Consider the following 21,569-nt stretch of genomic DNA (forward strand, 5'->3'; position numbering starts at 1 on the left):
TTCAAGCTGCATTTTTGTTGGCTGCGTTCACTCACCCGAATCACTTACCTGTGTAAGCTCATCGGGACTCATTCTCTTGCCGCCTCAATGCACCTCGAATTATTTTGGGTATTCACTATTTTGAAATATTTACCTGACGATTACGACACCAAAGGCCAGCTCCATCTGCCCCTCTCTTTCTGGGCGATTTTATTGTTGCAGGCACGCACATGGGTGCTGTTTGTGGCGGCCGGTGCGTCACGCCAGCAGGGCGAGAGCCTGCTTGAGCTGTTTTATCCGGATAACCACGTCTTCTGGCTGGGGCTGGCATCAGGTGTTCCTGCCGCCCTCGGGCTGCTGCTGACCGGTTATCGCCAGCGTCTGCCGCGCCTGTGGCAGGCATGGCGTTGGGTGCTGGTGCTGACGCTGGTTTTAACGCTCGCTGTTCAGCTGGTGGCGCTGTGGCAGAACGATGAAGCCGCATCCTCTCTGGTGCTGATGGTCACGCTGCTGGATGGCCTCGCCATTCTGGCACTGCTGGGATATCGGCGGTTACGTGACTGCTTTGATCCGGCTGAAAATCACTGAGTTAAACTTTTAGGTCAATTCACACTCCAAGCAGTACGGAAGCCCCTGACAATGAATACTGGAGTTGCAATGAAAACTTTTCGCCCGGCGATACTGCTGGCTGCCCTGATACTGGCGGGCTGTGCAGGCTCATCTTCTCAGCCCGATAGCGCGTCTTCGTCCACCTGGTGGAATCCCGTCTCCTGGTCGTGGTCCAGCCTGTCACCGATGCACTGGTTCGGTTCATCGTTAATGGTGACCGAACACGGGCTGGGTGAGGTGAACAGCAGCACGCTGATGCAGCGTGAGGTGCTGAATGATGCCCTGAACGGCAACTATCACCTGCGCCAGGGGATGCGTACTACCGATGGGAATATCGTCCACTTCTGGCAGGGCGTCGACAGCGATAAGCAGGTGAAAGTGGAGCTGGTCGGTGATACCACGATCAACCGCATCGATATCATGGACCACGACGTGACAACCGAAAGCGGTGTGAAGTTTGGCACGGCATTTAGCGATCTCTACAGCAAAGCCTATGGTGCCTGCCAGAAAGCCAGCGGCGCGGACAGTGCCAGCGTCGAGTGTAAAGCCCCTGGCAGCCAGCATATCAGCTATGTTTTCAGCGGCGACTGGCATGGCCCGGAAGGCCTGATGCCTTCTGACGATACGCTGAAAAACTGGACCTTAAGCAAAATTATCTGGCGCCGCTAATGCGGTTAGCATAAAGACCCCATAAATATTGCGTTTGAACACTCTCCTGGCATGCACTTGGGTTATCATATTCTGAAAAACTGACCAGAATTAACCTGAGAGCCAGGAGAGCAACATGTCCCATTTTCAGAGCGGCATCTTATTAGAGCATCGCCGTTTTGCTATTTATCTTGAAGCCATGGTGGAAGGCGATGTTGACGCTGTTCGCCGTGGCAGCCAGCAATTTCTTCAGCAGCTATCCCAGTTGCAACAACGCTATCCCGATGCCGGGCTGGGGGCAGTCATCGCCTTTGGCAACGGTCTGTGGAGCGACCTCTGCGCGGGTAACAGCAGCGCCGAACTCAAAGACTTCCAGCCGCTGGGGAAAGGTATGGCACCGGCCACCCAGCGCGATATGTTGATCCATATTCAGTCCCTGCGTCACGATGTGAATTTCAGTCTGGCACAAGCCGCACTGGCAGCATTTGGCAGTGCTATTCGCATCGCTGAAGAAACACACGGGTTCCGCTGGACGGAAGATCGCGATCTCAGCGGGTTTGTCGACGGTACCGAAAACCCACAGGGTGAACAGCGCGAAGCGGTAGCGATTATTCACCAGGGGGACAATGCGGGCGGGAGCTACGTCTTCAGCCAGCGCTGGCAGCATAATTTGCCGATGTTTAATCGCCTGGCGGTGAATAAGCAGGAGCAGATTATGGGTCGCACCAAAGAGAGTAACGAAGAGCTGGAGGGCGATGCGCGCCCGGCCACGTCTCATGTGGCGCGTGTGGACCTGAAAGAAAACGGCAAAGGACTGAAAATCTTACGTCAAAGCCTGCCTTACGGCACGGCCAGCGGGACCCATGGCCTGTTCTTCCTGGCCTACTGCGCTACGCTGTATAACATTGAGCAGCAGCTGTTAAGCATGTTTGGTGAAACCGATGGCAAGTTCGATGCGATGCTACGTTTCACCAAACCGGTCAGTGGCAGCTATTTCTATGCGCCGTCTCTTGAGCAGTTGGCAGCATTGTAGGGTCCAGGCATGCCAGGACAGGGCGGGTCATGACCCGCCCCTACGTTTATCCACCAACGTCGTTTTCATTCCCACTCGCTGCATAATCAATTCCACACGCTTATAGCGTTTTCTGCTTGCAAAGCACTAAACGGTATATAAAACCGTTACAGCTTTTACCCTGGTTATAAATAAACTGAACGCACTTCAGGTCAGTCGACCGGTGAATCTCACAGGGTGCATAATGACGTTACCAACGGTAAAAAAATACGTAACAGCCTCCGCGCTGGCGTTATTGCTGAGTACGGGCGCACAGGCAACCGAGCTGCTCAACAGCTCTTATGATGTCTCGCGTGAGCTGTTCAGCGCCCTGAACGCACCGTTTGAAAAACAGTGGGCGCAGCAGCATCCTGGCGACACGCTGACCATCAAACAATCTCATGCGGGTTCCTCCAAGCAGGCGCTGGCGATTTTGCAGGGCCTGAAAGCCGATGTGGTGACCTACAATCAGGTCACCGATGTGCAGATCCTGCACGACAAAGGCAAACTGATCCCCGCCGACTGGCAGCAGCGTTTACCGAATGCCAGCTCGCCGTTCTATTCCACCATGGCGTTTCTGGTCCGCAAGGGTAACCCGAAGCATATCCGCGACTGGAACGACCTGGTGCGTAACGATGTAAAACTGATTTTCCCGAATCCCAAAACCTCCGGCAACGCCCGCTATACCTATCTGGCTGCATGGGGTGCTTTTGATCGTACCGACGGTAAAGATAAAGCGAAGACGGAAGCGTTAATGACGCAGTTCCTGAAAAACGTCGAAGTGTTTGATACCGGCGGGCGTGGTGCCACCACTACCTTTGTGGAGCGCGGTCTGGGCGATGTGCTGATCAGTTTCGAATCGGAGGTGAACACCATCCGCAATCAGTACGCCAAAGATGGCTATGAAGTCATCGTGCCGAAAACCAATATTCTGGCTGAGTTCCCGGTCGCGTGGGTTGATAAAAATGTCGAACATAACCACACAGAAGCGGCAGCCAAAGCCTATCTAAACTATCTGTATACCCCGGCTGCCCAGCAAATTATCACGCAGTTTTATTATCGTGTGAATAATCCCCAGTTGATGGCGCAACAAAAAGATCGTTTCCCACAGACGGATTTATTCCGCGTGGCCGATGATTTTGGCAGCTGGGATCAGGTGATGAAAACCCATTTCGTCAGTGGTGGCGAACTGGATAAGTTGTTAGCGGCGGGGCGGTAGTCAATGTTTTCAGCAAGCAGTAAACGCGTTCTGCCTGGGTTTGGTATCAGCCTGGGCAGTAGCCTTTTTTTCACCTGTCTGATTCTGCTGCTGCCGATCAGTGCGCTGCTGATGCAGTTGTCGCAGATGACGCTGGCGCAGTATTGGGAGGTGATTACCAACCCGCAGGTTATGGCAGCCTATGAAGTGACGCTGCTGGCCGCCGGGGTTGCCTCTATTTTTAACGCGGTCTTTGGCATGCTGATGGCGTGGATCCTGACCCGTTACCGTTTTCCCGGGCGTGCGCTGCTGGATGGCCTGATGGACCTGCCGTTTGCCCTACCGACGGCGGTCGCGGGGCTGACGCTGGCCGGGCTGTTCTCCGTCAATGGCTGGTACGGCGAGTGGCTGGCGCAGTTTGGTATCAAAGTGTCTTATACCTGGCTCGGCATCGCCGTGGCGATGGCTTTTACCAGCATCCCGTTTGTGGTGCGTACCGTTCAGCCTGTTCTGGAAGAGCTGGGGCCGGAATATGAAGAGGCGGCGGAAACACTCGGCGCGACGCCGTGGCAAAGTTTTCGCCGTGTGGTGCTGCCGGAAGTGGGCCCGGCGCTGCTGGCCGGTACGGCACTGTCATTCACCCGCAGCCTGGGCGAATTTGGCGCGGTGATTTTTATCGCCGGGAACATTGCGTGGAAAACCGAAGTGACCTCGCTGATGATCTTTGTGCGCTTGCAGGAGTTTGACTATCCGGCCGCCAGCGCCATCGCCTCGGTGATTCTGGCCGCTTCTCTCCTGTTACTGTTTGCGATTAACACCTTACAGAGCCGCTTTGGCCGTCGTATTGGAGGTCACTAATGGCTGACGTTACCGATTTTAAGGGCGTGGGACGCGCACGTATTCAGTGGGGGAAATGGGTTCTGATTGGCCTCGGCATGCTGATCTCGCTGATGCTGTTGGTGATCCCGCTGGTGGCGATTTTTACCGCCGCGTTGTCAGAGGGCCTGATGGCCTCTCTGGACAACCTTAGTGATTCCGACATGCTGCACTCCATCTGGCTGACGGTGCTGATTGCGCTGATTACCGTCCCGGTGAATCTGGTGTTTGGCACGCTGCTGGCCTGGCTGGTAACGCGCTTTACCTTCCCGGGCCGCCAGCTGTTGCTGACATTGTTTGATATTCCGTTTGCCGTATCACCGGTGGTGGCGGGGCTGATGTACCTGCTGTTCTGGGGCGTCAATGGTTCGGCGGGCGGCTGGCTGGATGCGCATAATATCCAACTGATGTTCTCCTGGCAGGGGATGGCGATGGTGACCATTTTCGTTACCTGTCCGTTTGTGGTGCGTGAGCTGGTGCCGGTGATGTTGAGCCAGGGCAGTCATGAAGATGAAGCCGCGGTATTACTGGGTGCATCGGGCTGGAAGATGTTCTGGCGCGTGACCTTACCGAATATTCGCTGGGCGCTGCTGTACGGCGTGGTGCTGACCAACGCCCGCGCCATCGGTGAGTTTGGTGCCGTGTCGGTGGTCTCCGGCTCGATTCGCGGCGAGACCTATACGCTGCCATTACAGGTTGAATTACTGCATCAGGATTACAACACCGTCGGGGCCTTTACCGCCGCCGCGCTGCTGACCCTGATGGCGATAGTAACGTTGTTTTTAAAAAGCGCGGTGCAGTGGCGGTTAGAAAGCCAGAGCAAGCGTCTGGAACTGGAGGGGAAGCATGAGCATTGAAATCGGTAGCATTAATAAATACTTCGGCAAGACGAAAGTCCTGAACGATATTTCACTGGATATCCCTTCCGGTCAAATGGTGGCATTGCTGGGTCCTTCTGGCTCCGGGAAAACCACGCTGCTGCGTATTATCGCCGGGCTGGAAAACCAGAACAGCGGGCGCCTGAGCTTCCACGGTAAAGACGTCAGCCGGGTCCATGCCCGCGACCGTCAGGTGGGCTTTGTGTTCCAGCACTATGCACTGTTCCGTCATATGACCGTGTTCGAGAATATCGCGTTTGGCCTGACGGTACTGCCGCGTCGTGAGCGCCCCTCTGCTGCTGAAATTAAGCAGAAAGTCACTCGCTTACTGGAGATGGTTCAGCTTGGGCATCTTGCTGGCCGTTTCCCGGCACAGCTTTCCGGCGGCCAGAAGCAGCGTGTCGCCCTGGCGCGTGCGCTGGCAGTGGAACCTCAAATCCTGCTGTTGGATGAACCTTTCGGTGCGCTGGACGCTCAGGTGCGTAAAGAACTGCGCCGCTGGCTGCGTCAGCTGCATGAAGAGCTGAAATTCACTAGCGTGTTCGTGACTCACGATCAGGAAGAAGCCATGGAAGTGGCCGATCGCGTGGTGGTGATGAGCCAGGGTAACATTGAGCAGGTTGGCACACCGGATGATGTCTGGCGTGATCCGGCCACCCGCTTTGTGCTGGAGTTCCTCGGCGAAGTAAACCGCTTCGATGGCGCGGTGCAGGGGTCTCAGTTCCATGTTGGCGCACATCACTGGCCGCTGGGCTACGCGCCTGCGCACCAGGGTCCGGTAGAACTGTTCCTGCGCCCGTGGGAAATCGACGTCAGCCGTCAGAGCAGCCTGGAAACACCGTTGCCGGCCCAGGTACTGGAAGTTAGCCCGCGCGGACACTTCTGGCAGCTGGTCGTGGTGCCTGCTGACTGGAGCGGTGAACCGATTACCGTGGTGATGGACGGTGACCAGGTGGCTCCTGTTCGCGGTGAACGTCTGTTCGTTGGCTTGCAACACGCACGTCTGTACCACGGTGACACCGCGTTACGGCCTGTTGCCTTTGCACAAAGCGCCTGATATTTTTCTCTGATGTCATTTTAAAGTACAGAGGGTCGGTTTTTCCGGCCCTTTGCCATTTCATGCGGGAACTCACAGACCTTGACCACACTCGAAAATACCATCGGTAATACGCCGCTGATTCAACTGCAGCGCCTGACGCCCATGAACGGCAGTGAAATCTGGCTCAAGCTGGAGGGGAATAATCCCGCCGGTTCGGTAAAAGATCGCGCCGCATTCTCGATGATTCACCACGCGGAGCTGCGCGGTGAAATTCACCCCGGTGATGTGCTGATTGAAGCCACCAGTGGCAATACCGGGATTGCGCTGGCGATGATCGCCGCGATGAAAGGTTACCGTTTAAAACTGCTGATGCCGGACAATATGAGCGTTGAACGCCAGGCGGCAATGCGTGCTTACGGGGCGGAATTAATTCTGGTGAGCCGCGAACAGGGGATGGAAGGCGCGCGTGATCTGGCGGATGCCATGGCGGCACGCGGTGAAGGCAAGGTGCTGGACCAGTTTAACAATCCGGATAACCCCCTCGGGCATTATCTCACCACCGGGCCGGAGATCTGGCAGCAGACGGCGGGGCGCTTAACTCACTTTGTGTCCAGCATGGGCACCACCGGCACCATTACCGGCGTGGGGCGTTATCTGAAAGAGCAGAGCCAGAGCGTACAGATCGTCGGCCTGCAACCTTCGGAAGGCAGCAGCATTCCGGGCATTCGCCGCTGGCCTGCCGCGTATCTGCCGGGAATTTTCCGTCCGGAGCTGGTGGATCAGGTTCTGGATATGTCGCAGCAGGAAGCCGAAGAGACGATGCGCCTGCTGGCAAAGCGTGAAGGGATATTCTGTGGTGTCAGTTCCGGCGGAGCCGTTGCCGGTGCAATACGTCTTGCCCACGTCCATCCTGGTAGCGTGATTGTGGCGATCGTCTGCGATCGCGGCGATCGCTATCTCTCCACCGGCGTTTACTGACCTGCCATTATTTCTTCGCAGCGGCCGAACCTTCTGCCGCTGCGCGCATCAAATCCTTCCTGACACTTCCCCCACCTTTGATTAGACTGTAAGGATTGGGTAAAAGCGGCTGCGAAGCCGTCGATAACAGGCGAAAATAGCGGCTGTATCATTGAGAGATCCCGTATGAAAATTTTACTGGTTGATGACGACCTTGAACTGGGCACCATGCTCAGTCAGTACCTGATTGCCGAAGGCTTTGATGCTTCACTGGTGTTAACGGGGAAAGCAGGTGTGGAAGGCGCGCTCTCCGGCGACTACAGCGCCATGATCCTCGATATTATGCTGCCTGATATGAGCGGTATCGATGTGCTGCGCCAGGTGCGTCAGAATGGCCGCCTGCCGGTGATTATGCTGACTGCCAAGGGCGACAACATCGACCGGGTGATTGGCCTGGAGATGGGTGCGGATGACTATATGCCGAAACCGTGCTACCCGCGTGAGCTGGTGGCGCGTCTGCGTGCGGTGCTGCGTCGCGTAGAAGAGCAGCCCGTGGTGCTGGAAAACAAAGAGGTGATTGGCTGGGGTGAGTTGACGCTTAACCCGGCAACGCGTATCAGCGAGTGGCAGAAAAAGCCGTTCGACCTGACCGCCTCAGAGTTCAACTTGTTGGATCTCCTGCTGCGCTCCCCCGATCGCGTGGTCTCAAAGGACGAGCTGTCGGAAAAAGGGCTGGGACGTCCGCGTGAAGCCTATGACCGCAGCGTGGATGTGCATATCAGCAATATCCGTCAGAAGCTGGCGGCACTGACGCAAGACACCATCAACATCGAGACGGTGCGCAGCATCGGTTACCGTATCCGATGAAATCCGGGTTCCGTGGTTTTCTGTTCTGGAAAATCCTGCTGGGCTTCTGGCTGACCTATATTGCGATTACCCAGCTGCTGTGGCTGGGTTTTAGTCTGTATGGCAAACATCATGAACCCCCGGAAAACATGGCCACTAAGCGTATCGTCAATTTGCAGATGACCTCTGCGGTGTCGGTGCTGCAACGCGGCGGGCTGGAAGCGTTGAACGACATGATGGTTGACTGGCCGCCTAACGATCGGCGTTTTTTCTCCGTGCGGCTGATGGATAAACCGCCACAGCAGGTGATGCCGCGCGATGAGTTAAACCGCGATCTTGCCCCTGGCGAATTCCCGAAAGAGGTGACGGAATGGGTCACCGGGGCTGACGGCCGCCAGTATCAGCTAAGGTATGATGTGGCAGGCCTGCGTGCTGACAGTACCATGGGCAGACGTCCGCACAGTATTCTCAATATGCCGGAGCCGCTATTTATTGTCGGCGGCATCTGCGGGTTGCTGTTCAGCCTGTTCCTGGCATGGAATCTGACGCGCCCGATGCGCCAGCTGCGTGCGGGATTTGGCCGCGTCTCGAAAGGCGATCTTTCGGTCCGTCTGTTCCCACAGATGCGCCGTCGCCACGATGAGTTTTCGGTTGTGGCACAGGACTTCGATGCGATGGTTGAGCGCCTGTCGGTGCTGGTCAAAGCGCGTGAAGAGCTGCTGCACGATGTCTCTCACGAACTACGTTCGCCACTGGCACGCTTGCAGCTGGCAACCGGGCTGGCAAGGCAGACGCCGGAAAGTGTTAATGCCTCGCTCGATCGTATTGATGAAGAGGCGCGTCGTCTGGATAAAATGATTGGTGAACTGCTGACGTTGTCGCGTGCAGAACATCAGAGCCTGCCCGATGAGCAGTATTTTGATTTACTGGGGTTACTGAACGCCGTCACCAACGATGCGCGCTATGAAGCGCAGATCCCCGGCGTCGAGATTCTGTTGAATGCGGATGAGCAGCAGGATTATACGGTCAAGGGGGATGCGAACCTGATCCGCTCGGCCGTCGAAAATGTGGTGCGCAACGCGCTGCGTTTTTCCCTGCACGGCCAGCAGGTGATCATTAGCCTGCACAAGGAACATGACTGGCTGGTGATTAGCGTCCGCGATCATGGACCCGGTGTGGAGGCTGACAAGCTTTCGAGTATTTTTGACCCCTTTGTACGTGTCAATTCACCCTTATCAGGTAAAGGCTATGGGCTTGGGCTGTCAATTGTGCGTAAAGTGGTGACTGCCCATCAAGGGGAAGTTAGTGCGGTGAACGCCCGTGATGGCGGACTGGAACTCACTATTCGTTTGCCGCATTGGGTGGTTTAGCCACGGCTATCAGCACCATTTTTTTATTTCGTTGAGGTAAGACATGAGCGGTGTGGCCAGCGCCAGACAGCAGGAAGTACAGCGCATCGTCGATTCTCTGTCGATGGCTATCGCACAGCATCGATTAAAGCCCGGTATGCGGCTGGTAGAAGCACAAATCGTTGACGTGCTGTCAGCCAATCGCAATCACGTGCAGGCGGCCTTACAGAGGCTGGCGTTGCAGCATATCGTCACGATTGCCCCGAATCGCGGAGCGAAGGTCGCACAGCCCGAAGCTCGTGAGGCGCGGGAAGTGTTTATCGCCCGCCGGGCGATTGAACATGCCGTACTGGCCGGGATCAGCATCGGGAAAATGGCACTGCATTATGATGAGATAGAAGCTCATTTACAGGCGGGGGAAGAGGCTGCTGCCCGTGAAGACCGCCGCGATATTATCCGTGAGCTGAGCCAGTTTCATTTGCTGCTGGCGAAAATCAGTGATAATCAGGTATTGAGTGAGATGCTCTCTACTCTGATGGTGCGTAGCTCGCTGATTGTCGCGTTATATCAGCGTAATGACACACCGGATTGCCAGTGCCGGGAACACCGCGGGGTGATTACTGCTCTGCGGGCAGGGGAGGTGGAGCGAGCGCAGATCATTATGGATGAACATCTTCACCATATTGAGCAGCAACTGGAGCTGGACGATGTTCCAATACCGTCTCTCAACCTGCGAGATGCGTTGCTGAGCAGTTGGTAATTTCCCCATAAAAAAAGCCCCCGGACCGAAATCAGGGGGCTTATCGACGATGACCGCTGTTACTTCCTGATGCGGATAACCGGGGTTTCACCCACGACAACGTTACCCGTCAGCTTAACCAGCTCTTTGATCTCATCCATATTCGAGATCACCACTGGGGTCAGCGTTGATTTTGCTTTTTCTTCCAGCAGCGCCAGATCAAACTCGATCACCACGTCGCCTTTTTTAACTTTCTGACCTTCTTCAGCGATGCGTTTGAAGCCTTCGCCTTTCAGTTCAACCGTATCAATTCCGAAGTGGACAAACAGCTCGATGCCGTTGTCTGATTCGATGGAAAAAGCATGATTGGTTTCGAAGATTTTACCGATGGTGCCATCGACCGGCGCAACCATTTTATTGCCAGTAGGTTTGATAGCGATACCGTCGCCAACAATCTTCTCCGCAAACACCACGTCTGGAACGTCTTCGATATTGACGATTTCACCCGACAGAGGTGCTACGATCTCGATGGCACCTGATGCGGAATCAGACTTATCGCCAAAAAGTTTTGAAAACAAACCCATGTTCTTCTCCTAAGCAGTAATATTGGGCCAGCGTGTCCAGGTCTCAGCAGAGTGTTTTTTCTTCAATGAACTTGTTGACCAGGTTCATCAACTCGTCCGCTGTAGGTTGAGCCAGAGCCTGCTCTGCCAATGCCTTCGCATCTTCAAAATTCGTATTACGAATAATTTTCTTAATGCGTGGAATAGAAATGGCACTCATGCTGAATTCGTCCAGCCCCATTCCCAATAACAGTAGTGTAGCACGTTCGTCGCCTGCCAGCTCACCACACATGCCAGTCCATTTACCTTCGGCATGAGAAGCATCAATAACCTGCTTAATCAGCGTCAGAACAGAAGGAGACATTGGGTTGTAGAGATGGGAGATCAGGTCGTTACCACGATCCACTGCCAGAGTATACTGCGTCAGGTCGTTTGTCCCAATACTGAAGAAATCGACTTCTTTTGCCAGATGATGAGCAATGACGGCTGAAGCAGGTGTTTCCACCATAATACCCACTTCAATACTTTCGTCGAAGGCTTTGCCTTCTTCGCGCAGCTGAGCTTTCAGGGTTTCCAGTTCAGCTTTCAGGAAGCGAACTTCCTCAACGGCGATGATCATGGGGAACATGATACGCAGTTTGCCAAACGCAGAGGCACGCAGGATAGCGCGCAGCTGAGCATGCAGAATTTCAGGACGGTCCATCGCGATGCGAATCGCACGCCAGCCGAGGAAGGGATTGTCTTCTTTCGGCAGGTTCATGTACGGCAGGTCTTTATCACCACCGATGTCCATGGTACGTACAATCACAGCCTGAGCACCGACGGCTTCAGCAACGGCTTTATACGCCTGGAACTGTTCGTCTTCCGTTGGCAGTGATTCACGGTCCATAAACAGGAATTCGGTGCGGTACAGGCCAACACCTTCTGCGCCATTACGTTCAGCACCCGCGACATCACGCACAGTACCGATGTTAGCGCACACTTCTACCTGATGGCCATCAAGCGTAATTGCCGGCAGATCTTTCAGTTTCGCCAGCTCAGTTTTCTCGCTGAGATACTGATGTGCTACGGCTTTCAGCTCTTCGATTTTTTCAGATGTCGGGTTAACGTACACCTGATTATTGACGCCATCGAGGATCAGGAAATCGTCATTTTTAACCTGGCTGGTCACATTACCGGTGCCGACGATAGCGGGAAGTTCCAGAGAACGCGCCATGATCGAGGTGTGTGACGTGCGGCCACCGATATCGGTGATAAAGCCCAGCACTTTGTTCAGGTTGAGCTGTGCGGTTTCTGACGGGGTCAGATCTTTCGCGATCAGCAGCACTTCTTCATTGATGGCGCTGAGGTCAACGATATGCAGGCCAAGAATGTTTTGCAGCAGGCGTTTACCGATGTCACGAACGTCGGCAGCACGCTCTTTCAGATACTCGTCATCGAGCTCTTCCAGCGCTTTCGCCTGGCCTTCAATCACAGAAAAGGCAGCAGCATCCGCAGTGGCGTGCTCGTCTTTAATCAGGGCGATGATTTCTTGCTCAAGTTCTTCATCTTCGAGCAGCATGATGTGCCCTTCGAAGATCGCTTCTTTCTCTTCACCGAAGGTTTCCCCGGCTTTGATTTTGATCGCTTCCAGCTGCACGGCAGCTTTTTTACGACCATCAAGAAAACGTTGAATTTCCTGGTCGACCTGGTCGGCAGAAATCTTTTTCCGGTTGATGATAATCTCATCTTCTTTCAGCAGAAGCGCCTTGCCGAAAGCGATACCCGGTGATGCTAAAATGCCTGAAATCATAACCCTACCTTTTCTTTCTCTGATAATCATCTGAGGCGGAGAACCGCGGATGACTGCACATCGGTTAATCCACTCAGCGAGCCAGATGGAGTACACAATCCGTTTCGTCAGTTTTGGGTAACTTTACGGAAACAATATCGCGAACGTACTGTTCGCGATCAATATTGCATAACTCTGTCTGGAAACACTTCGCTATCGAAGCTGAAAGCGAACGGATTACTCCAGTTCTGCCATCAGTTTAACCAGGTGCTCAACGGCTTTCTGCTCATCTTCGCCTTCAGCTGACAGGGTAACCACGGTGCCCTGAGTCAGACCCAGAGTCTGTAACTTGAACAGGCTTTTCGCGCTGGCAGATTTACCGTTAGAGGTCACGGTGATTTCTGAAGCGAAAGCTTTAGCTTCTTTAACGAACTGAGCTGCTGGACGAGTGTGCAGGCCGTTTGGTGCGGTGATGGTAACTTCTTGCTGGAACATTATGTTTCCCCAACTTAATTTGGTTTGGTGTTGTTGATCTAAAGTCTAGCCTGGTGGCTGAACTTTAGCCTGTAGTGAGTCGCGCTGGCATGGTACAAAGACTGGCCAAAAAATGCGCTGGTAAGGTGGAGTGAAGAGTGAGAAAGAACGTGGTGTTTCCCAGTACTTATCCATTTACCATTATGCCGCTATTTCGCTTTGTGCGCCAAACCAGTAAATCGATTCAGCTTGATCCAGTTCACGCGGCGATTAATTTTACGGATCGAAATAATTGGCAGCTTAAATACCAGACACTGGTGGGTAAAATCAATCTACAGGGTGGTAAAAGTTTGACGCACTCCACAAAAAAGCACCCGATCGGGTGCTTTTTCAGACAATATCGCCTTTCTGGCACTACTGTTGCAGTTCTTTCTCAGTAAAGAGATCGGCAAACAGCGCAGTTGACAGGTAGCGTTCGCCAGAAGAAGGCAGAATCACCACGATATTTTTGTTGGCGAAAGCTTCATCTTCCTGCAGTTTCAGCGCAGCAGCAACGGCCGCACCGGAAGAGATACCCGCCAGAATGCCTTCCTCTTCCATCAGGAGGCGTGCCGTCGAAATAGCTTCCTCGTTGGAGATGGATACCACGCGGTCAACCAGATTCAGATCGAGGTTACCCGGAATGAAACCGGCACCGATACCCTGAATTTTGTGGGGGCCTGGTTTAATCTCTTCACCTGCGATGGCCTGAGCAATGACCGGCGAGTCCACAGGCTCAACGGCGACGGTAATCAGCTCTTTTTTACCTTTGGTGTTTTTAATGTAGCGGCTGACGCCAGTCAGCGTACCGCCGGTGCCGACGCCGGCAATAAACACGTCAACTTCGCCATCGGTGTCTTCCCAGATTTCCGGGCCGGTGGTCTTTTCATGAATTTCAGGGTTAGCCGGGTTGCTGAACTGCTGTAACAGAACAAATTTGTCCGGATCGGCCGCGACAATCTCTTCCGCTTTGCTGATGGCACCTTTCATGCCTTTCGCGCCTTCGGTCAGCACCAGATTCGCACCCAGCGCTTTCAGCAGTTTACGGCGCTCAACGCTCATGGTTTCCGGCATGGTCAGCGTCAGTTTGTAACCGCGTGCAGCGGCAACATACGCCAGGGCAATACCGGTATTACCACTGGTCGGCTCAACCAATTCAATGCCTGGCTTCAGAATTCCGCGTTTTTCTGCGTCCCAAATCATATTGGCACCGATACGGCATTTGACACTGAAGCTAGGGTTACGCGACTCTACTTTTGCCAGAATGCGTCCATTACCGATGCGGTTCAGTCGAACCAGCGGCGTATGACCGATTGTTAACGAGTTGTCTTCATAGATCTTACTCATAGCCCGTCCTTAACTGTATGAAATATTGGGAACGCTTAGAGCATACCTTGTTCATTTAGCCAGTGAAGTGATGAAATCGAATATAGATATGTTCTGCAGAAATAAGCCCTACAGAAATGGCATAAGCAGCCTGTTTTGCTTAAACCTCCCCGGTGGGCAAGGCCGACCACGCCTGTCAGTCGGCCCGTGATGATCTATCGGTTCAGCGCCAGATGCGGACGATATTTATCCACCCACATGGCGGTGGCCCCACAGACCGCTACCGGCATAATCACCAGATTCAGTAGTGGGATCATGGTGAATAAACTCACCAGTGCCCCGAACTGCATATTCTCCGTTTTATTCTGCCGCAGCGCGGAACGCATCTGGCGGAAGCTCACTTTGTGATTATCGAAGGGAAAATCGCAGTACTGAATAGACAGCATCCACGCGCTGAACAGGAACCACAATACCGGGGCGGCGGTCTGACCGAATACCGGCACAAAATAAAGCAAAAACAGCACCAGGGCGCGGGGCAGGTAATAAGCCAGTTTTTGCCATTCGCGCTTCATGATACGCGGCAGGTCTTTCACCAGTCCGCTCCAGCCATTATCGGGCAACGGCTTGCCGGTCAGACGGCCTTCCAATTGTTCGGCAAGCAGGCCGCAGAAAGGCGCGGCAATCCAATTGGCAATGGTGGAGAAAAAGTAACTAAAGACTAAAATAATCGACAGGACCATGAGCGGCCAGAGCAAATAGCTTAACCACTGCAACCAACTGGGGATCATCGCCATCAATTCTGGGATCCAGTGGCCGAGACGGCCAAACAACCAGACGAAAGCGCCCCCCATTAACAGGATGTTGACCAGCAGTGGAAGAATGACGAAACGACGGATACCCGGGAGAAGGATCAGCTTCCATCCCTGGGCAAAATAGTGGACGCCACTGTGTGTCGGATCAGAATTGTGAGGTGACATGTACTGCTTTTCTCCTTTGAATGGGCAGGCGAAGGTTATCATAACTCAGCTTTTTTCCCTTTACAGAGGGACTTTGAGCGAAAAATCAGCAAAAAAGCGGCCTCAGACTGGGATATTTGTCAGAAAATACTGCACAGACTTGCACTTGTGTACCTGGGCAAATACAGTTAGAGGATAAAGTTTGCCGCGGTGGCAAGGTATTGGAACAACAGAGAATACAATGATGCAGGATTTGCGTCTGATATTAATCGTTGTTGGCGCGATCGCCATAATAGCGCTTCTCCTTCACGGCCTGTGGACCAGCCGTAAAGAGCGCTCATCCGTTTTTCGTGATCGCCCACACAAACGTTTAAAGCAGGATAGAGAAGAAGCGTTCGAGGACGAAGATGAGAGCGTGGGCGAAGTGCGTGTACAACGCAGCCAGCCTGAGCCATCGGAGCCTTCCCTGAGTGGCTTTAATGCCGGGGATGAGCCGCCGCGTCAACCCAAACCTCGCCCGCAGCCTGAACCGGTTCGTCATCAGCCGGTGGTGGATGAACAACCTGAATCCGATCCGCTGTTCGGTGGTGCGCTGCAGCATGCCCCTGAACCCGAACGGGAAGTCGCTGAACCTCTGCGTCAGCCTGAGCCGATCCGTCAGGTCGCGCCTGCTGTTCCAGTGCAACCTCAGCCTGAACCCGAGGCCGTGCCGCCATCAGCCGCAGAGATTGCCGAAGCGAAGCGCGAAGAAGCACGTCGGAAAGAGACGGTGCTGGTGCTGCATGTTTCTGCCCACGCGGGTGGCAGCATCAACGGTGAAGCCCTGTTACAGGGTGTACTGCAAGCCGGTTTCCAGTTTGGTGAAATGAATATCTTCCATCGTCATCTGAACCCGGCGGGCAGCGGCCCGGTCCTGTTCAGTCTGGCGAATATGGTAAAACCGGGGTCGTTTAATCCAGACAACATGTCTGATTTCACCACGCCGGGCGTGTCGATCTTTATGATGGTGCCGTCCTACGGCGATGCGCATCAAAACTTTAAGCTGATGCTGCAATCTGCCCAGCGTATCGCCGACGATGTCGGTGGTGTTGTACTGGATGATGAACGCCGCATGATGACACCGCAAAAGCTGGAAACGTATAAAGCACGCATTCGCGATGTGATTGACGCTAACAGCAACTAATTTTATCTTTATCCGCAATCTCTTCCTGAACCCCCGGTCTCCGGGGGTTTTTTATCTCTGATGGTGCCGCTATGGAATCCGTACAAAACAAAATCAACCATTTGCGAACCCTGCTTCGCCACCATGAACATCAGTATCACGTACTGGATGCACCGGAAGTGCCGGATGCGGAGTACGATCGCCTGATGGGTGAACTGCGTGAGCTGGAAACGGCTCATCCGGAGCTGATAACCGCTGATTCACCCACCCAGCGTGTTGGCGCTGCACCGCTGGCGGCTTTTGAACAGGTGCGCCACGAAGTGCCGATGTTGTCGCTGGATAATGCTTTCGATGAAGAGAGCTACCTGGCATTCGATAAGCGTGTGAAAGATCGTCTGAAAAACAGCGATGACATCACCTTCTGCTGTGAGCTGAAACTGGATGGGCTGGCGGTCAGCCTGCTGTATGAAAACGGTGAGCTGGTGCGTGCAGCAACGCGTGGCGATGGCACCACGGGTGAAAATATCACGGCTAACGTGCGCACCATTCGCGCCATCCCGTTGCGTCTCAGCGGTGACAATATTCCGGCGCGCATGGAAGTGCGCGGTGAAGTGTTTATGCCGCTGGCCGGTTTTGAAAAAATGAACGACGAAGCGCGCCGTACCGGGAGTAAGGTCTTTGCTAACCCGCGTAACGCTGCTGCGGGCTCTTTGCGTCAGCTTGACCCGCGTATTACCGCCAAACGCCCGCTGACGTTCTTCTGTTACGGCCTCGGGCTGCTGGAAGGGGGCGAGATGCCGCGCAGCCATTGGGGGCGCCTGCAACAGTTTAAAGCCTGGGGTTTACCGGTCAGCGACCGCGTGCGCCTGTGCCATAACGCCGATGAAGTGCTGACCTTTTACCGTGAAGTAGAAACCGCTCGCCCAACGCTGGGTTTTGATATTGATGGCGTGGTGATCAAAGTGGATTCGCTGGATCGCCAGGAACAGCTGGGCTTTGTTGCCCGCGCACCTCGCTGGGCGATCGCCTTTAAATTCCCCGCTCAGGAGCAGATGACGGTCGTGCGTGACGTTGAGTTCCAGGTGGGGCGTACCGGGGCGATTACCCCGGTAGCCCGACTGGAGCCGGTGCTGGTGGCCGGGGTTATCGTCAGCAATGCCACGTTGCACAACGCTGACGAGATTGAACGGCTGGGGCTGAAGATCGGCGATCGCGTGGTGATCCGCCGCGCGGGTGATGTGATCCCGAAAGTGGTCAGCGTGGTCGATCACGCGGAAGATGCCCGTGACGTAGTGTTTCCTGGCCAATGTCCGGTCTGTGGTTCCGACGTTGAGCGCGTGGAGGGCGAGGTGGTTGCTCGCTGCACGGGCGGCCTGATCTGTGGCGCACAGCGCAAAGGCGCGTTAAAACACTTTGTCTCGCGTCGGGCACTGGATATCGACGGAATGGGCGAAAAGATTATCGACCAACTGGTGGATAAAGAGTACGTCCTGAACCCGGCCGACCTGTTCGATCTGACGGCGGGTAAACTGACCGGGCTGGATCGTATGGGGCCGAAATCGGCACAGAATGTGGTAGATGCGCTGGCGAAAGCGAAGCAGACCACCTTTGCCCGCTTCCTGTATGCCCTGGGCATCAGTGAAGTCGGTGAGGCGACGGCGGCTAACCTGGCAGCGCATTTTGGTACGCTGGAGGCGCTGATGGCGGCGGATCTGGAGGCATTGATTGCCGTGCCGGATGTCGGCAAAGTGGTGGCCAGCCACGTGCGGAACTTCCTGGATGAAGAGAGTAACCGTGAAGTGATCCGCCTGCTGGTGGAGAAAGCCGGTATAAGCTGGCCTGACGTTGTGGTCGTGAAAGCGGAAGAGATCGATAGCCCGTTTGCCGGGAAAACCGTGGTACTGACCGGTTCACTGACCGTTCTGTCGCGTGATGAAGCCAAAGACCGCCTGGCGGCGCTCGGTGCGAAAGTGAGTGGCAGCGTGTCGAAGAAAACGGATCTGGTGATCGCCGGAGAGGCCGCAGGCTCCAAGCTGGCTAAAGCGCAGGAACTGGGTATTCCGGTGATCGACGAAGCGGAAATGATACGTTTACTGGGTGAATGACATGGAAAAACAGCACCTGATTGAGATCGCCAATACCGAAATGCCGTTTGGCAAATACAAAGGCCGGGCGTTGATTGACCTGCCGGAAGAGTATTTGCTGTGGTTTGCCCGCAAAGATGAGTTTCCTCAGGGCCACCTGGGGGAGCTGATGCAGATCACGCTGGCCATCAAAATAGAAGGGCTGGAAGGTCTGGTGAAACCGCTAAAACGGGGCCACCAGGCCCCGTAATCTCACTTATTTCTGCGACTCCATCACCGCGGGTTTCGAACGGCTCGCCTTATGCTGCGCAGCCAGTTTTTCGCCTGCTTTTTTGTAGCGCTGGGCCAGCATTGAACACACCATTAACTGCACCTGATGGAAGATCATCAGCGGCAGCACGATAATCCCTACGGCGGCCGACGGGAACAGAATATTGGCCATTGGTACGCCGTTTGCCAGGCTCTTTTTCGACCCGCAGAACAGAATGGTAATCTCATCCGCACGGTTAAAGCCAAACAGTCGCGCGGCCGCCAGGTTAATCGCCAGCACCACGAACAACAGACCCAGGCTACCCACCACAATCCACACCAGCGTCATCACGCCGACACGGTGCCAGATGCCGTTCACTACCGCTTCACTGAAGGCCGAGTAAACCACCAACAGGATTGAAGCCTGATCGGTTTTGCCAATCAGACCACGATTTCTTTCCACCCAGTCAGCAATCCAGCGACGGGAAAGATGCCCGACAACAAACGGTACCAGCAGTTGCAGCATGATTTTACCAATCTGCTCCAGGCTGCCGCCCACGGCATCACTGTGGACATTCATCAACAGGCTGACCAGCAAGGGTGAAATAAAGACCCCAAGCAGGCTCGATGCCGAGGCGCTACACACCGCAGCGGCTACGTTACCGCCCGCCAGTGAGGTCAGGGCGATGGATGACTGCACCGTGGCAGGCAAAATAGACAGGTAAAGGAACCCGGTATAAATCTCTGTGCTGAGATTCAACGGATGCCACCAGACAAACAGCATGCCCAGTGCCGGGAACAGCACAAAGGTGCTGAACATCACCCACAGATGCAGGCGCCAGTGGCCGCCGCCCGCAATAATTTTCTCCCGCGACAGCTTGGCGCCATGCATAAAGAACAGCAGGGCGATGGCTGCCGTTGTCAGCCATTCAAAAAAATCGACAAAATGACCGCGCGCAGGCAGAAATGACGCCAGCAGCACGGTGATAATCAGTTTCAACATCAGTGGATCGATACGAAAAATACCCATTGTTAATGCCTGGTTAAAAAATCATGCGGCTATTGTGCGCTGGCAGGGTTTAGAAATAAAATTGATTTATTGAATTCATATATGAGCCAAATCGATGAATTACACATTACGCCAGCTGCGGGTGTTCGTTGCCGTTGCCCAGCAGGGGAGTTTCAGCCAGGCGGGCCAGCTGATTGGCCTTAGCCAGTCGGCGGTGAGCCACAGTATTAAAGAGCTGGAAAGTGAAATGGGTATCCGTCTGCTTGATCGCACAACGCGGGAGGTTCTGCTGACGGAAGCCGGAGAGCAGCTCGCCAGCCGCCTTGAGCGGCTGCTGGAGGAGCTGAATACCACGCTGCTGGATGTGCGCAGCTATGGGCAACAGCGCAGCGGTACGGTGCGTGTGGCCGCCAGTCAGACCATTTCTGCGCATCTGATGCCGCAGTGTCTGGCGGCGGGGCAGCTGCATTACCCGGAAATCAAAGTGATGTTGCGCGATCGCCCGCAACAATGGGTGCTGCAAAGCATCCGCAATGCGGAAGTGGATTTTGGCATTGTGGTCGGGCCGCTACAGGCGGATGACCTTGAGTGCGAAGCGATTCTGGATGAGCCGTTTCTGCTACTGTGCAGGCAGGACGATCCGCTGGCACAGCAGGAGACAATCCACTGGCATATGCTCAATCAGCGCACGCTGGTATTGCAGGACTATGCGTCTGGCAGTCGCGTGCTGATTGATGAAGCGCTGCGTGTGCAGCAGGTGCAGGCTGAGATTGCCCAGGAGATCGGCCATCCGGCCACGCTGTATCCGATGGTAGAAGCCGGGATCGGCATCAGCATTCTACCGGCGCTCGCGCTGCCATTGCCGCAGGGCAGGCCGCTGCTGGTCCGCCGGATTGTGCCAGAGATCAACCGCACCATTATGCTGGTCAGGCGTAAAAACCGCTCGCTGACGCCCGCCGCAGAAGCCATATGGCAGGAAGTGCGTCAGCAGGCAGAGCTGCTGACGCAACAGCGTGCTAGCGCATCGCCATTTTAGATATAGACATTCAGCTTATTATTTTCAGTCGGGCGGTTAACACCGTCAGCAATTTTGCTGCTACCGCTGTCCGCTGCTTTATTGGCTTCCTGCTTTTCGGCTGCTTTTTCTGCCTGCTGCTGCTGGATTTGCGCTAACTGTGCTTCCAGCATGGCAATCTGGTTTTCGATCATCTGCTGCTGTTCAGCTTTTTGATCGTCTGTCAGGGTGGTATCGCCGCTCAGGCTTTTCAGCTGTTCTTGCAGCTTAGTAATCTGCTTGGCGATGCTGGCAGTCTGTGAAACGGCACTGCCACTGCTGGCACCGCTGGATACGCTGGAACTGGTATTGATGGTTGTCATCTCTGTCTCCTTTGTAATTAACCAATACGGGTTATCGGACCGAAGCACTGTAGACTTGAGGCAATAAAGCGTAAAAGGAGTGATAAGAATGTGAAAGGAAAACCAGAAGAGTAAATCGCAGACAGCAAAAAGGCGCCTTTAGGGCGCCTTCTTACATTGGTGGGTCGTGCAGGATGACTCGGCTTTGCCTCGCCCTCCGGGTCGTTGCCTTTGGCAACGCTGTCTCACTGCGTTCGACTCGAACCTGCTGCAGGTTCTCATCCCACACGAATCGCAGACAGCAAAAAGGCGCCTTTAGGGCGCCTTCTTACATTGGTGGGTCGTGCAGGATTCGAACCTGCGACCAATTGATTAAAAGTCAACTGCTCTACCAACTGAGCTAACGACCCG

23 protein-coding genes, 1 tRNA gene and 1 other RNA gene are annotated in these 21,569 nt (G+C 54.5%); 16 read left to right on the plus strand and 9 right to left on the minus strand.

All coding sequences use genetic code 11. From position 1 onward, the window contains the following. Positions 1-87 precede the first annotated feature (87 nt). The 11 genes from FVB43_RS21530 (at position 88) to FVB43_RS21580 (ending at position 10,190) form a co-directional block, all read left to right on the plus strand. The gene (locus tag FVB43_RS21530) at positions 88-567 is read left to right on the plus strand and encodes a DUF2919 domain-containing protein (RefSeq protein ID WP_159336153.1); all 480 of its coding nucleotides are present in this window, start codon (positions 88-90) and stop codon (positions 565-567) included. 69 nt (positions 568-636) lie between these two features. After that, positions 637-1,257 carry an RpoE-regulated lipoprotein gene (locus FVB43_RS21535; RefSeq protein WP_167864738.1) on the plus strand — a complete coding sequence of 207 codons (621 nt, stop codon included), beginning with the start codon at positions 637-639 and terminating at the stop codon, positions 1,255-1,257. Between the two features lie 115 nt (positions 1,258-1,372). Then, positions 1,373-2,269, plus strand: a complete 897-nt coding sequence (locus FVB43_RS21540; protein WP_167864739.1) for a Dyp-type peroxidase — start codon at positions 1,373-1,375, stop codon at positions 2,267-2,269. A gap of 223 nt (positions 2,270-2,492) precedes the next feature. Beyond that, a complete protein-coding gene (locus tag FVB43_RS21545) occupies positions 2,493-3,506 on the plus strand; it encodes a sulfate ABC transporter substrate-binding protein (protein WP_133845945.1) in 1,014 nt (337 codons plus the stop codon). A gap of 3 nt (positions 3,507-3,509) precedes the next feature. Beyond that, positions 3,510-4,343 carry a sulfate/thiosulfate ABC transporter permease CysT gene (gene cysT, locus FVB43_RS21550; protein WP_133845946.1) on the plus strand — a complete coding sequence of 278 codons (834 nt, stop codon included), beginning with the start codon at positions 3,510-3,512 and terminating at the stop codon, positions 4,341-4,343. Next, the gene (cysW, locus tag FVB43_RS21555; protein WP_133845947.1) at positions 4,343-5,218 is read left to right on the plus strand and encodes a sulfate/thiosulfate ABC transporter permease CysW; all 876 of its coding nucleotides are present in this window, start codon (positions 4,343-4,345) and stop codon (positions 5,216-5,218) included. The genes cysT and cysW overlap by 1 nt, the downstream gene beginning before the upstream one ends. Next, positions 5,208-6,296, plus strand: coding sequence for a sulfate/thiosulfate ABC transporter ATP-binding protein CysA (cysA, locus tag FVB43_RS21560; protein WP_133845948.1), 1,089 nt, complete (start codon positions 5,208-5,210; stop codon positions 6,294-6,296). Before cysW ends, cysA begins: the two co-directional genes overlap by 11 nt. An 81-nt stretch (positions 6,297-6,377) precedes the next feature. Further along, a complete protein-coding gene (gene cysM, locus FVB43_RS21565) occupies positions 6,378-7,256 on the plus strand; it encodes a cysteine synthase CysM (RefSeq protein ID WP_133845949.1) in 879 nt (292 codons plus the stop codon). A 165-nt stretch (positions 7,257-7,421) separates the two neighbouring features. Further along, positions 7,422-8,102 carry a response regulator transcription factor gene (locus FVB43_RS21570; protein ID WP_133845950.1) on the plus strand — a complete coding sequence of 227 codons (681 nt, stop codon included), beginning with the start codon at positions 7,422-7,424 and terminating at the stop codon, positions 8,100-8,102. Beyond that, entirely contained in the window at positions 8,099-9,451 is a 1,353-nt protein-coding gene (locus tag FVB43_RS21575; RefSeq protein ID WP_133845951.1) for an ATP-binding protein, read from the plus strand. The genes FVB43_RS21570 and FVB43_RS21575 overlap by 4 nt, the downstream gene beginning before the upstream one ends. A 43-nt stretch (positions 9,452-9,494) precedes the next feature. Beyond that, positions 9,495-10,190: a GntR family transcriptional regulator gene (locus FVB43_RS21580; RefSeq protein WP_133845952.1), complete on the plus strand. Its 696-nt coding sequence runs from the start codon at positions 9,495-9,497 to the stop codon at positions 10,188-10,190. A gap of 59 nt (positions 10,191-10,249) precedes the next feature. Here FVB43_RS21580 and crr read toward each other — a convergent pair whose 3' ends face one another. The 3 genes from crr to ptsH form a co-directional block, all read right to left on the minus strand. Then, positions 10,250-10,753: a PTS glucose transporter subunit IIA gene (crr, locus tag FVB43_RS21585; protein WP_133845953.1), complete on the minus strand. Its 504-nt coding sequence runs from the start codon at positions 10,751-10,753 to the stop codon at positions 10,250-10,252. Positions 10,754-10,796: 43 nt separating this feature from the next. Beyond that, complete coding sequence (ptsI, locus tag FVB43_RS21590; RefSeq protein WP_133845954.1) at positions 10,797-12,524, minus strand: phosphoenolpyruvate-protein phosphotransferase PtsI; 1,728 nt, start codon at positions 12,522-12,524, stop codon at positions 10,797-10,799. Between the two features lie 216 nt (positions 12,525-12,740). Then, entirely contained in the window at positions 12,741-12,998 is a 258-nt protein-coding gene (gene ptsH, locus FVB43_RS21595) for a phosphocarrier protein Hpr (protein ID WP_034916267.1), read from the minus strand. Between the two features lie 137 nt (positions 12,999-13,135). On the opposite strand from ptsH, the gene FVB43_RS21600 reads away from it, so the two are divergent. Continuing rightward, on the plus strand, positions 13,136-13,417 hold the full coding sequence (locus tag FVB43_RS21600) for a hypothetical protein (protein ID WP_159336158.1): 282 nt from the start codon (positions 13,136-13,138) through the stop codon (positions 13,415-13,417). Here FVB43_RS21600 and cysK read toward each other — a convergent pair. Both cysK and cysZ read right to left on the minus strand, forming a co-directional pair. Continuing rightward, entirely contained in the window at positions 13,392-14,363 is a 972-nt protein-coding gene (gene cysK / locus FVB43_RS21605; RefSeq protein WP_133845955.1) for a cysteine synthase A, read from the minus strand. The genes FVB43_RS21600 and cysK overlap by 26 nt on opposite strands. A gap of 194 nt (positions 14,364-14,557) precedes the next feature. Next, complete coding sequence (gene cysZ, locus FVB43_RS21610) at positions 14,558-15,319, minus strand: sulfate transporter CysZ (RefSeq protein ID WP_133845956.1); 762 nt, start codon at positions 15,317-15,319, stop codon at positions 14,558-14,560. Positions 15,320-15,539: 220 nt separating this feature from the next. Here cysZ and zipA point away from each other — a divergent pair, with 220 nt between their 5' ends. From zipA to FVB43_RS21625, 3 genes are all read left to right on the plus strand, one after another. Further along, positions 15,540-16,481: a cell division protein ZipA gene (zipA, locus tag FVB43_RS21615; protein ID WP_133845957.1), complete on the plus strand. Its 942-nt coding sequence runs from the start codon at positions 15,540-15,542 to the stop codon at positions 16,479-16,481. A gap of 71 nt (positions 16,482-16,552) precedes the next feature. Further along, a complete protein-coding gene (gene ligA, locus FVB43_RS21620) occupies positions 16,553-18,565 on the plus strand; it encodes an NAD-dependent DNA ligase LigA (RefSeq protein WP_167864740.1) in 2,013 nt (670 codons plus the stop codon). Between the two features lies 1 nt (position 18,566). Beyond that, positions 18,567-18,794 carry a DUF3820 family protein gene (locus FVB43_RS21625; protein WP_133845959.1) on the plus strand — a complete coding sequence of 76 codons (228 nt, stop codon included), beginning with the start codon at positions 18,567-18,569 and terminating at the stop codon, positions 18,792-18,794. A gap of 6 nt (positions 18,795-18,800) precedes the next feature. Here FVB43_RS21625 and FVB43_RS21630 read toward each other — a convergent pair whose 3' ends face one another. Continuing rightward, positions 18,801-19,823, minus strand: coding sequence for a bile acid:sodium symporter family protein (locus FVB43_RS21630; RefSeq protein WP_133845960.1), 1,023 nt, complete (start codon positions 19,821-19,823; stop codon positions 18,801-18,803). Between the two features lie 94 nt (positions 19,824-19,917). Between FVB43_RS21630 and FVB43_RS21635 the strand changes: the two genes are divergently transcribed. Then, complete coding sequence (locus FVB43_RS21635) at positions 19,918-20,838, plus strand: LysR family transcriptional regulator (RefSeq protein WP_133845961.1); 921 nt, start codon at positions 19,918-19,920, stop codon at positions 20,836-20,838. Here FVB43_RS21635 and FVB43_RS21640 read toward each other — a convergent pair. The 3 genes from FVB43_RS21640 to FVB43_RS21650 all read right to left on the minus strand — a co-directional run bounded on the left by FVB43_RS21640 (position 20,835) and on the right by FVB43_RS21650 (position 21,568). Continuing rightward, positions 20,835-21,179 (minus strand): FlxA-like family protein, encoded by a 345-nt coding sequence (locus FVB43_RS21640; protein WP_133845962.1) that lies wholly within the window; start codon positions 21,177-21,179, stop codon positions 20,835-20,837. The two genes, FVB43_RS21635 and FVB43_RS21640, sit on opposite strands and share 4 nt — an antisense overlap. A 157-nt stretch (positions 21,180-21,336) precedes the next feature. Further along, positions 21,337-21,461: non-coding RNA, RtT sRNA (locus FVB43_RS21645), on the minus strand. Between the two features lie 31 nt (positions 21,462-21,492). Continuing rightward, a tRNA-Lys gene (locus FVB43_RS21650) sits at positions 21,493-21,568 on the minus strand. Between the last annotated feature and the right edge of the window lies 1 nt (position 21,569).

This window comes from Erwinia rhapontici, assembly GCF_012271765.1.
In the GTDB taxonomy this organism is placed as follows: domain Bacteria; phylum Pseudomonadota; class Gammaproteobacteria; order Enterobacterales; family Enterobacteriaceae; genus Erwinia; species Erwinia rhapontici.

Excerpts from the sequence above, each read along its gene's own strand:
- cysA (WP_133845948.1), top strand. The coding sequence starts at position 5,208 with ATGAGCATTGAAATCGGTAGCATTAATAAATACTTCGGCAAGACGAAA.
- ptsI (WP_133845954.1), bottom strand. The coding sequence starts at position 12,524 with ATGATTTCAGGCATTTTAGCATCACCGGGTATCGCTTTCGGCAAGGCG.
- FVB43_RS21625 (WP_133845959.1), top strand. The coding sequence starts at position 18,567 with ATGGAAAAACAGCACCTGATTGAGATCGCCAATACCGAAATGCCGTTT.
- FVB43_RS21535 (WP_167864738.1), top strand. The coding sequence starts at position 637 with ATGAAAACTTTTCGCCCGGCGATACTGCTGGCTGCCCTGATACTGGCG.
- FVB43_RS21630 (WP_133845960.1), bottom strand. The coding sequence starts at position 19,823 with ATGGGTATTTTTCGTATCGATCCACTGATGTTGAAACTGATTATCACC.
- cysK (WP_133845955.1), bottom strand. The coding sequence starts at position 14,363 with ATGAGTAAGATCTATGAAGACAACTCGTTAACAATCGGTCATACGCCG.
- FVB43_RS21580 (WP_133845952.1), top strand. The coding sequence starts at position 9,495 with ATGAGCGGTGTGGCCAGCGCCAGACAGCAGGAAGTACAGCGCATCGTC.
- FVB43_RS21570 (WP_133845950.1), top strand. The coding sequence starts at position 7,422 with ATGAAAATTTTACTGGTTGATGACGACCTTGAACTGGGCACCATGCTC.
- FVB43_RS21530 (WP_159336153.1), top strand. The coding sequence starts at position 88 with ATGCACCTCGAATTATTTTGGGTATTCACTATTTTGAAATATTTACCT.
- FVB43_RS21575 (WP_133845951.1), top strand. The coding sequence starts at position 8,099 with ATGAAATCCGGGTTCCGTGGTTTTCTGTTCTGGAAAATCCTGCTGGGC.
- FVB43_RS21640 (WP_133845962.1), bottom strand. The coding sequence starts at position 21,179 with ATGACAACCATCAATACCAGTTCCAGCGTATCCAGCGGTGCCAGCAGT.
- FVB43_RS21635 (WP_133845961.1), top strand. The coding sequence starts at position 19,918 with ATGAATTACACATTACGCCAGCTGCGGGTGTTCGTTGCCGTTGCCCAG.
- FVB43_RS21540 (WP_167864739.1), top strand. The coding sequence starts at position 1,373 with ATGTCCCATTTTCAGAGCGGCATCTTATTAGAGCATCGCCGTTTTGCT.
- FVB43_RS21545 (WP_133845945.1), top strand. The coding sequence starts at position 2,493 with ATGACGTTACCAACGGTAAAAAAATACGTAACAGCCTCCGCGCTGGCG.
- cysZ (WP_133845956.1), bottom strand. The coding sequence starts at position 15,319 with ATGTCACCTCACAATTCTGATCCGACACACAGTGGCGTCCACTATTTT.
- crr (WP_133845953.1), bottom strand. The coding sequence starts at position 10,753 with ATGGGTTTGTTTTCAAAACTTTTTGGCGATAAGTCTGATTCCGCATCA.
- cysT (WP_133845946.1), top strand. The coding sequence starts at position 3,510 with ATGTTTTCAGCAAGCAGTAAACGCGTTCTGCCTGGGTTTGGTATCAGC.
- zipA (WP_133845957.1), top strand. The coding sequence starts at position 15,540 with ATGATGCAGGATTTGCGTCTGATATTAATCGTTGTTGGCGCGATCGCC.
- ptsH (WP_034916267.1), bottom strand. The coding sequence starts at position 12,998 with ATGTTCCAGCAAGAAGTTACCATCACCGCACCAAACGGCCTGCACACT.
- cysW (WP_133845947.1), top strand. The coding sequence starts at position 4,343 with ATGGCTGACGTTACCGATTTTAAGGGCGTGGGACGCGCACGTATTCAG.
- ligA (WP_167864740.1), top strand. The coding sequence starts at position 16,553 with ATGGAATCCGTACAAAACAAAATCAACCATTTGCGAACCCTGCTTCGC.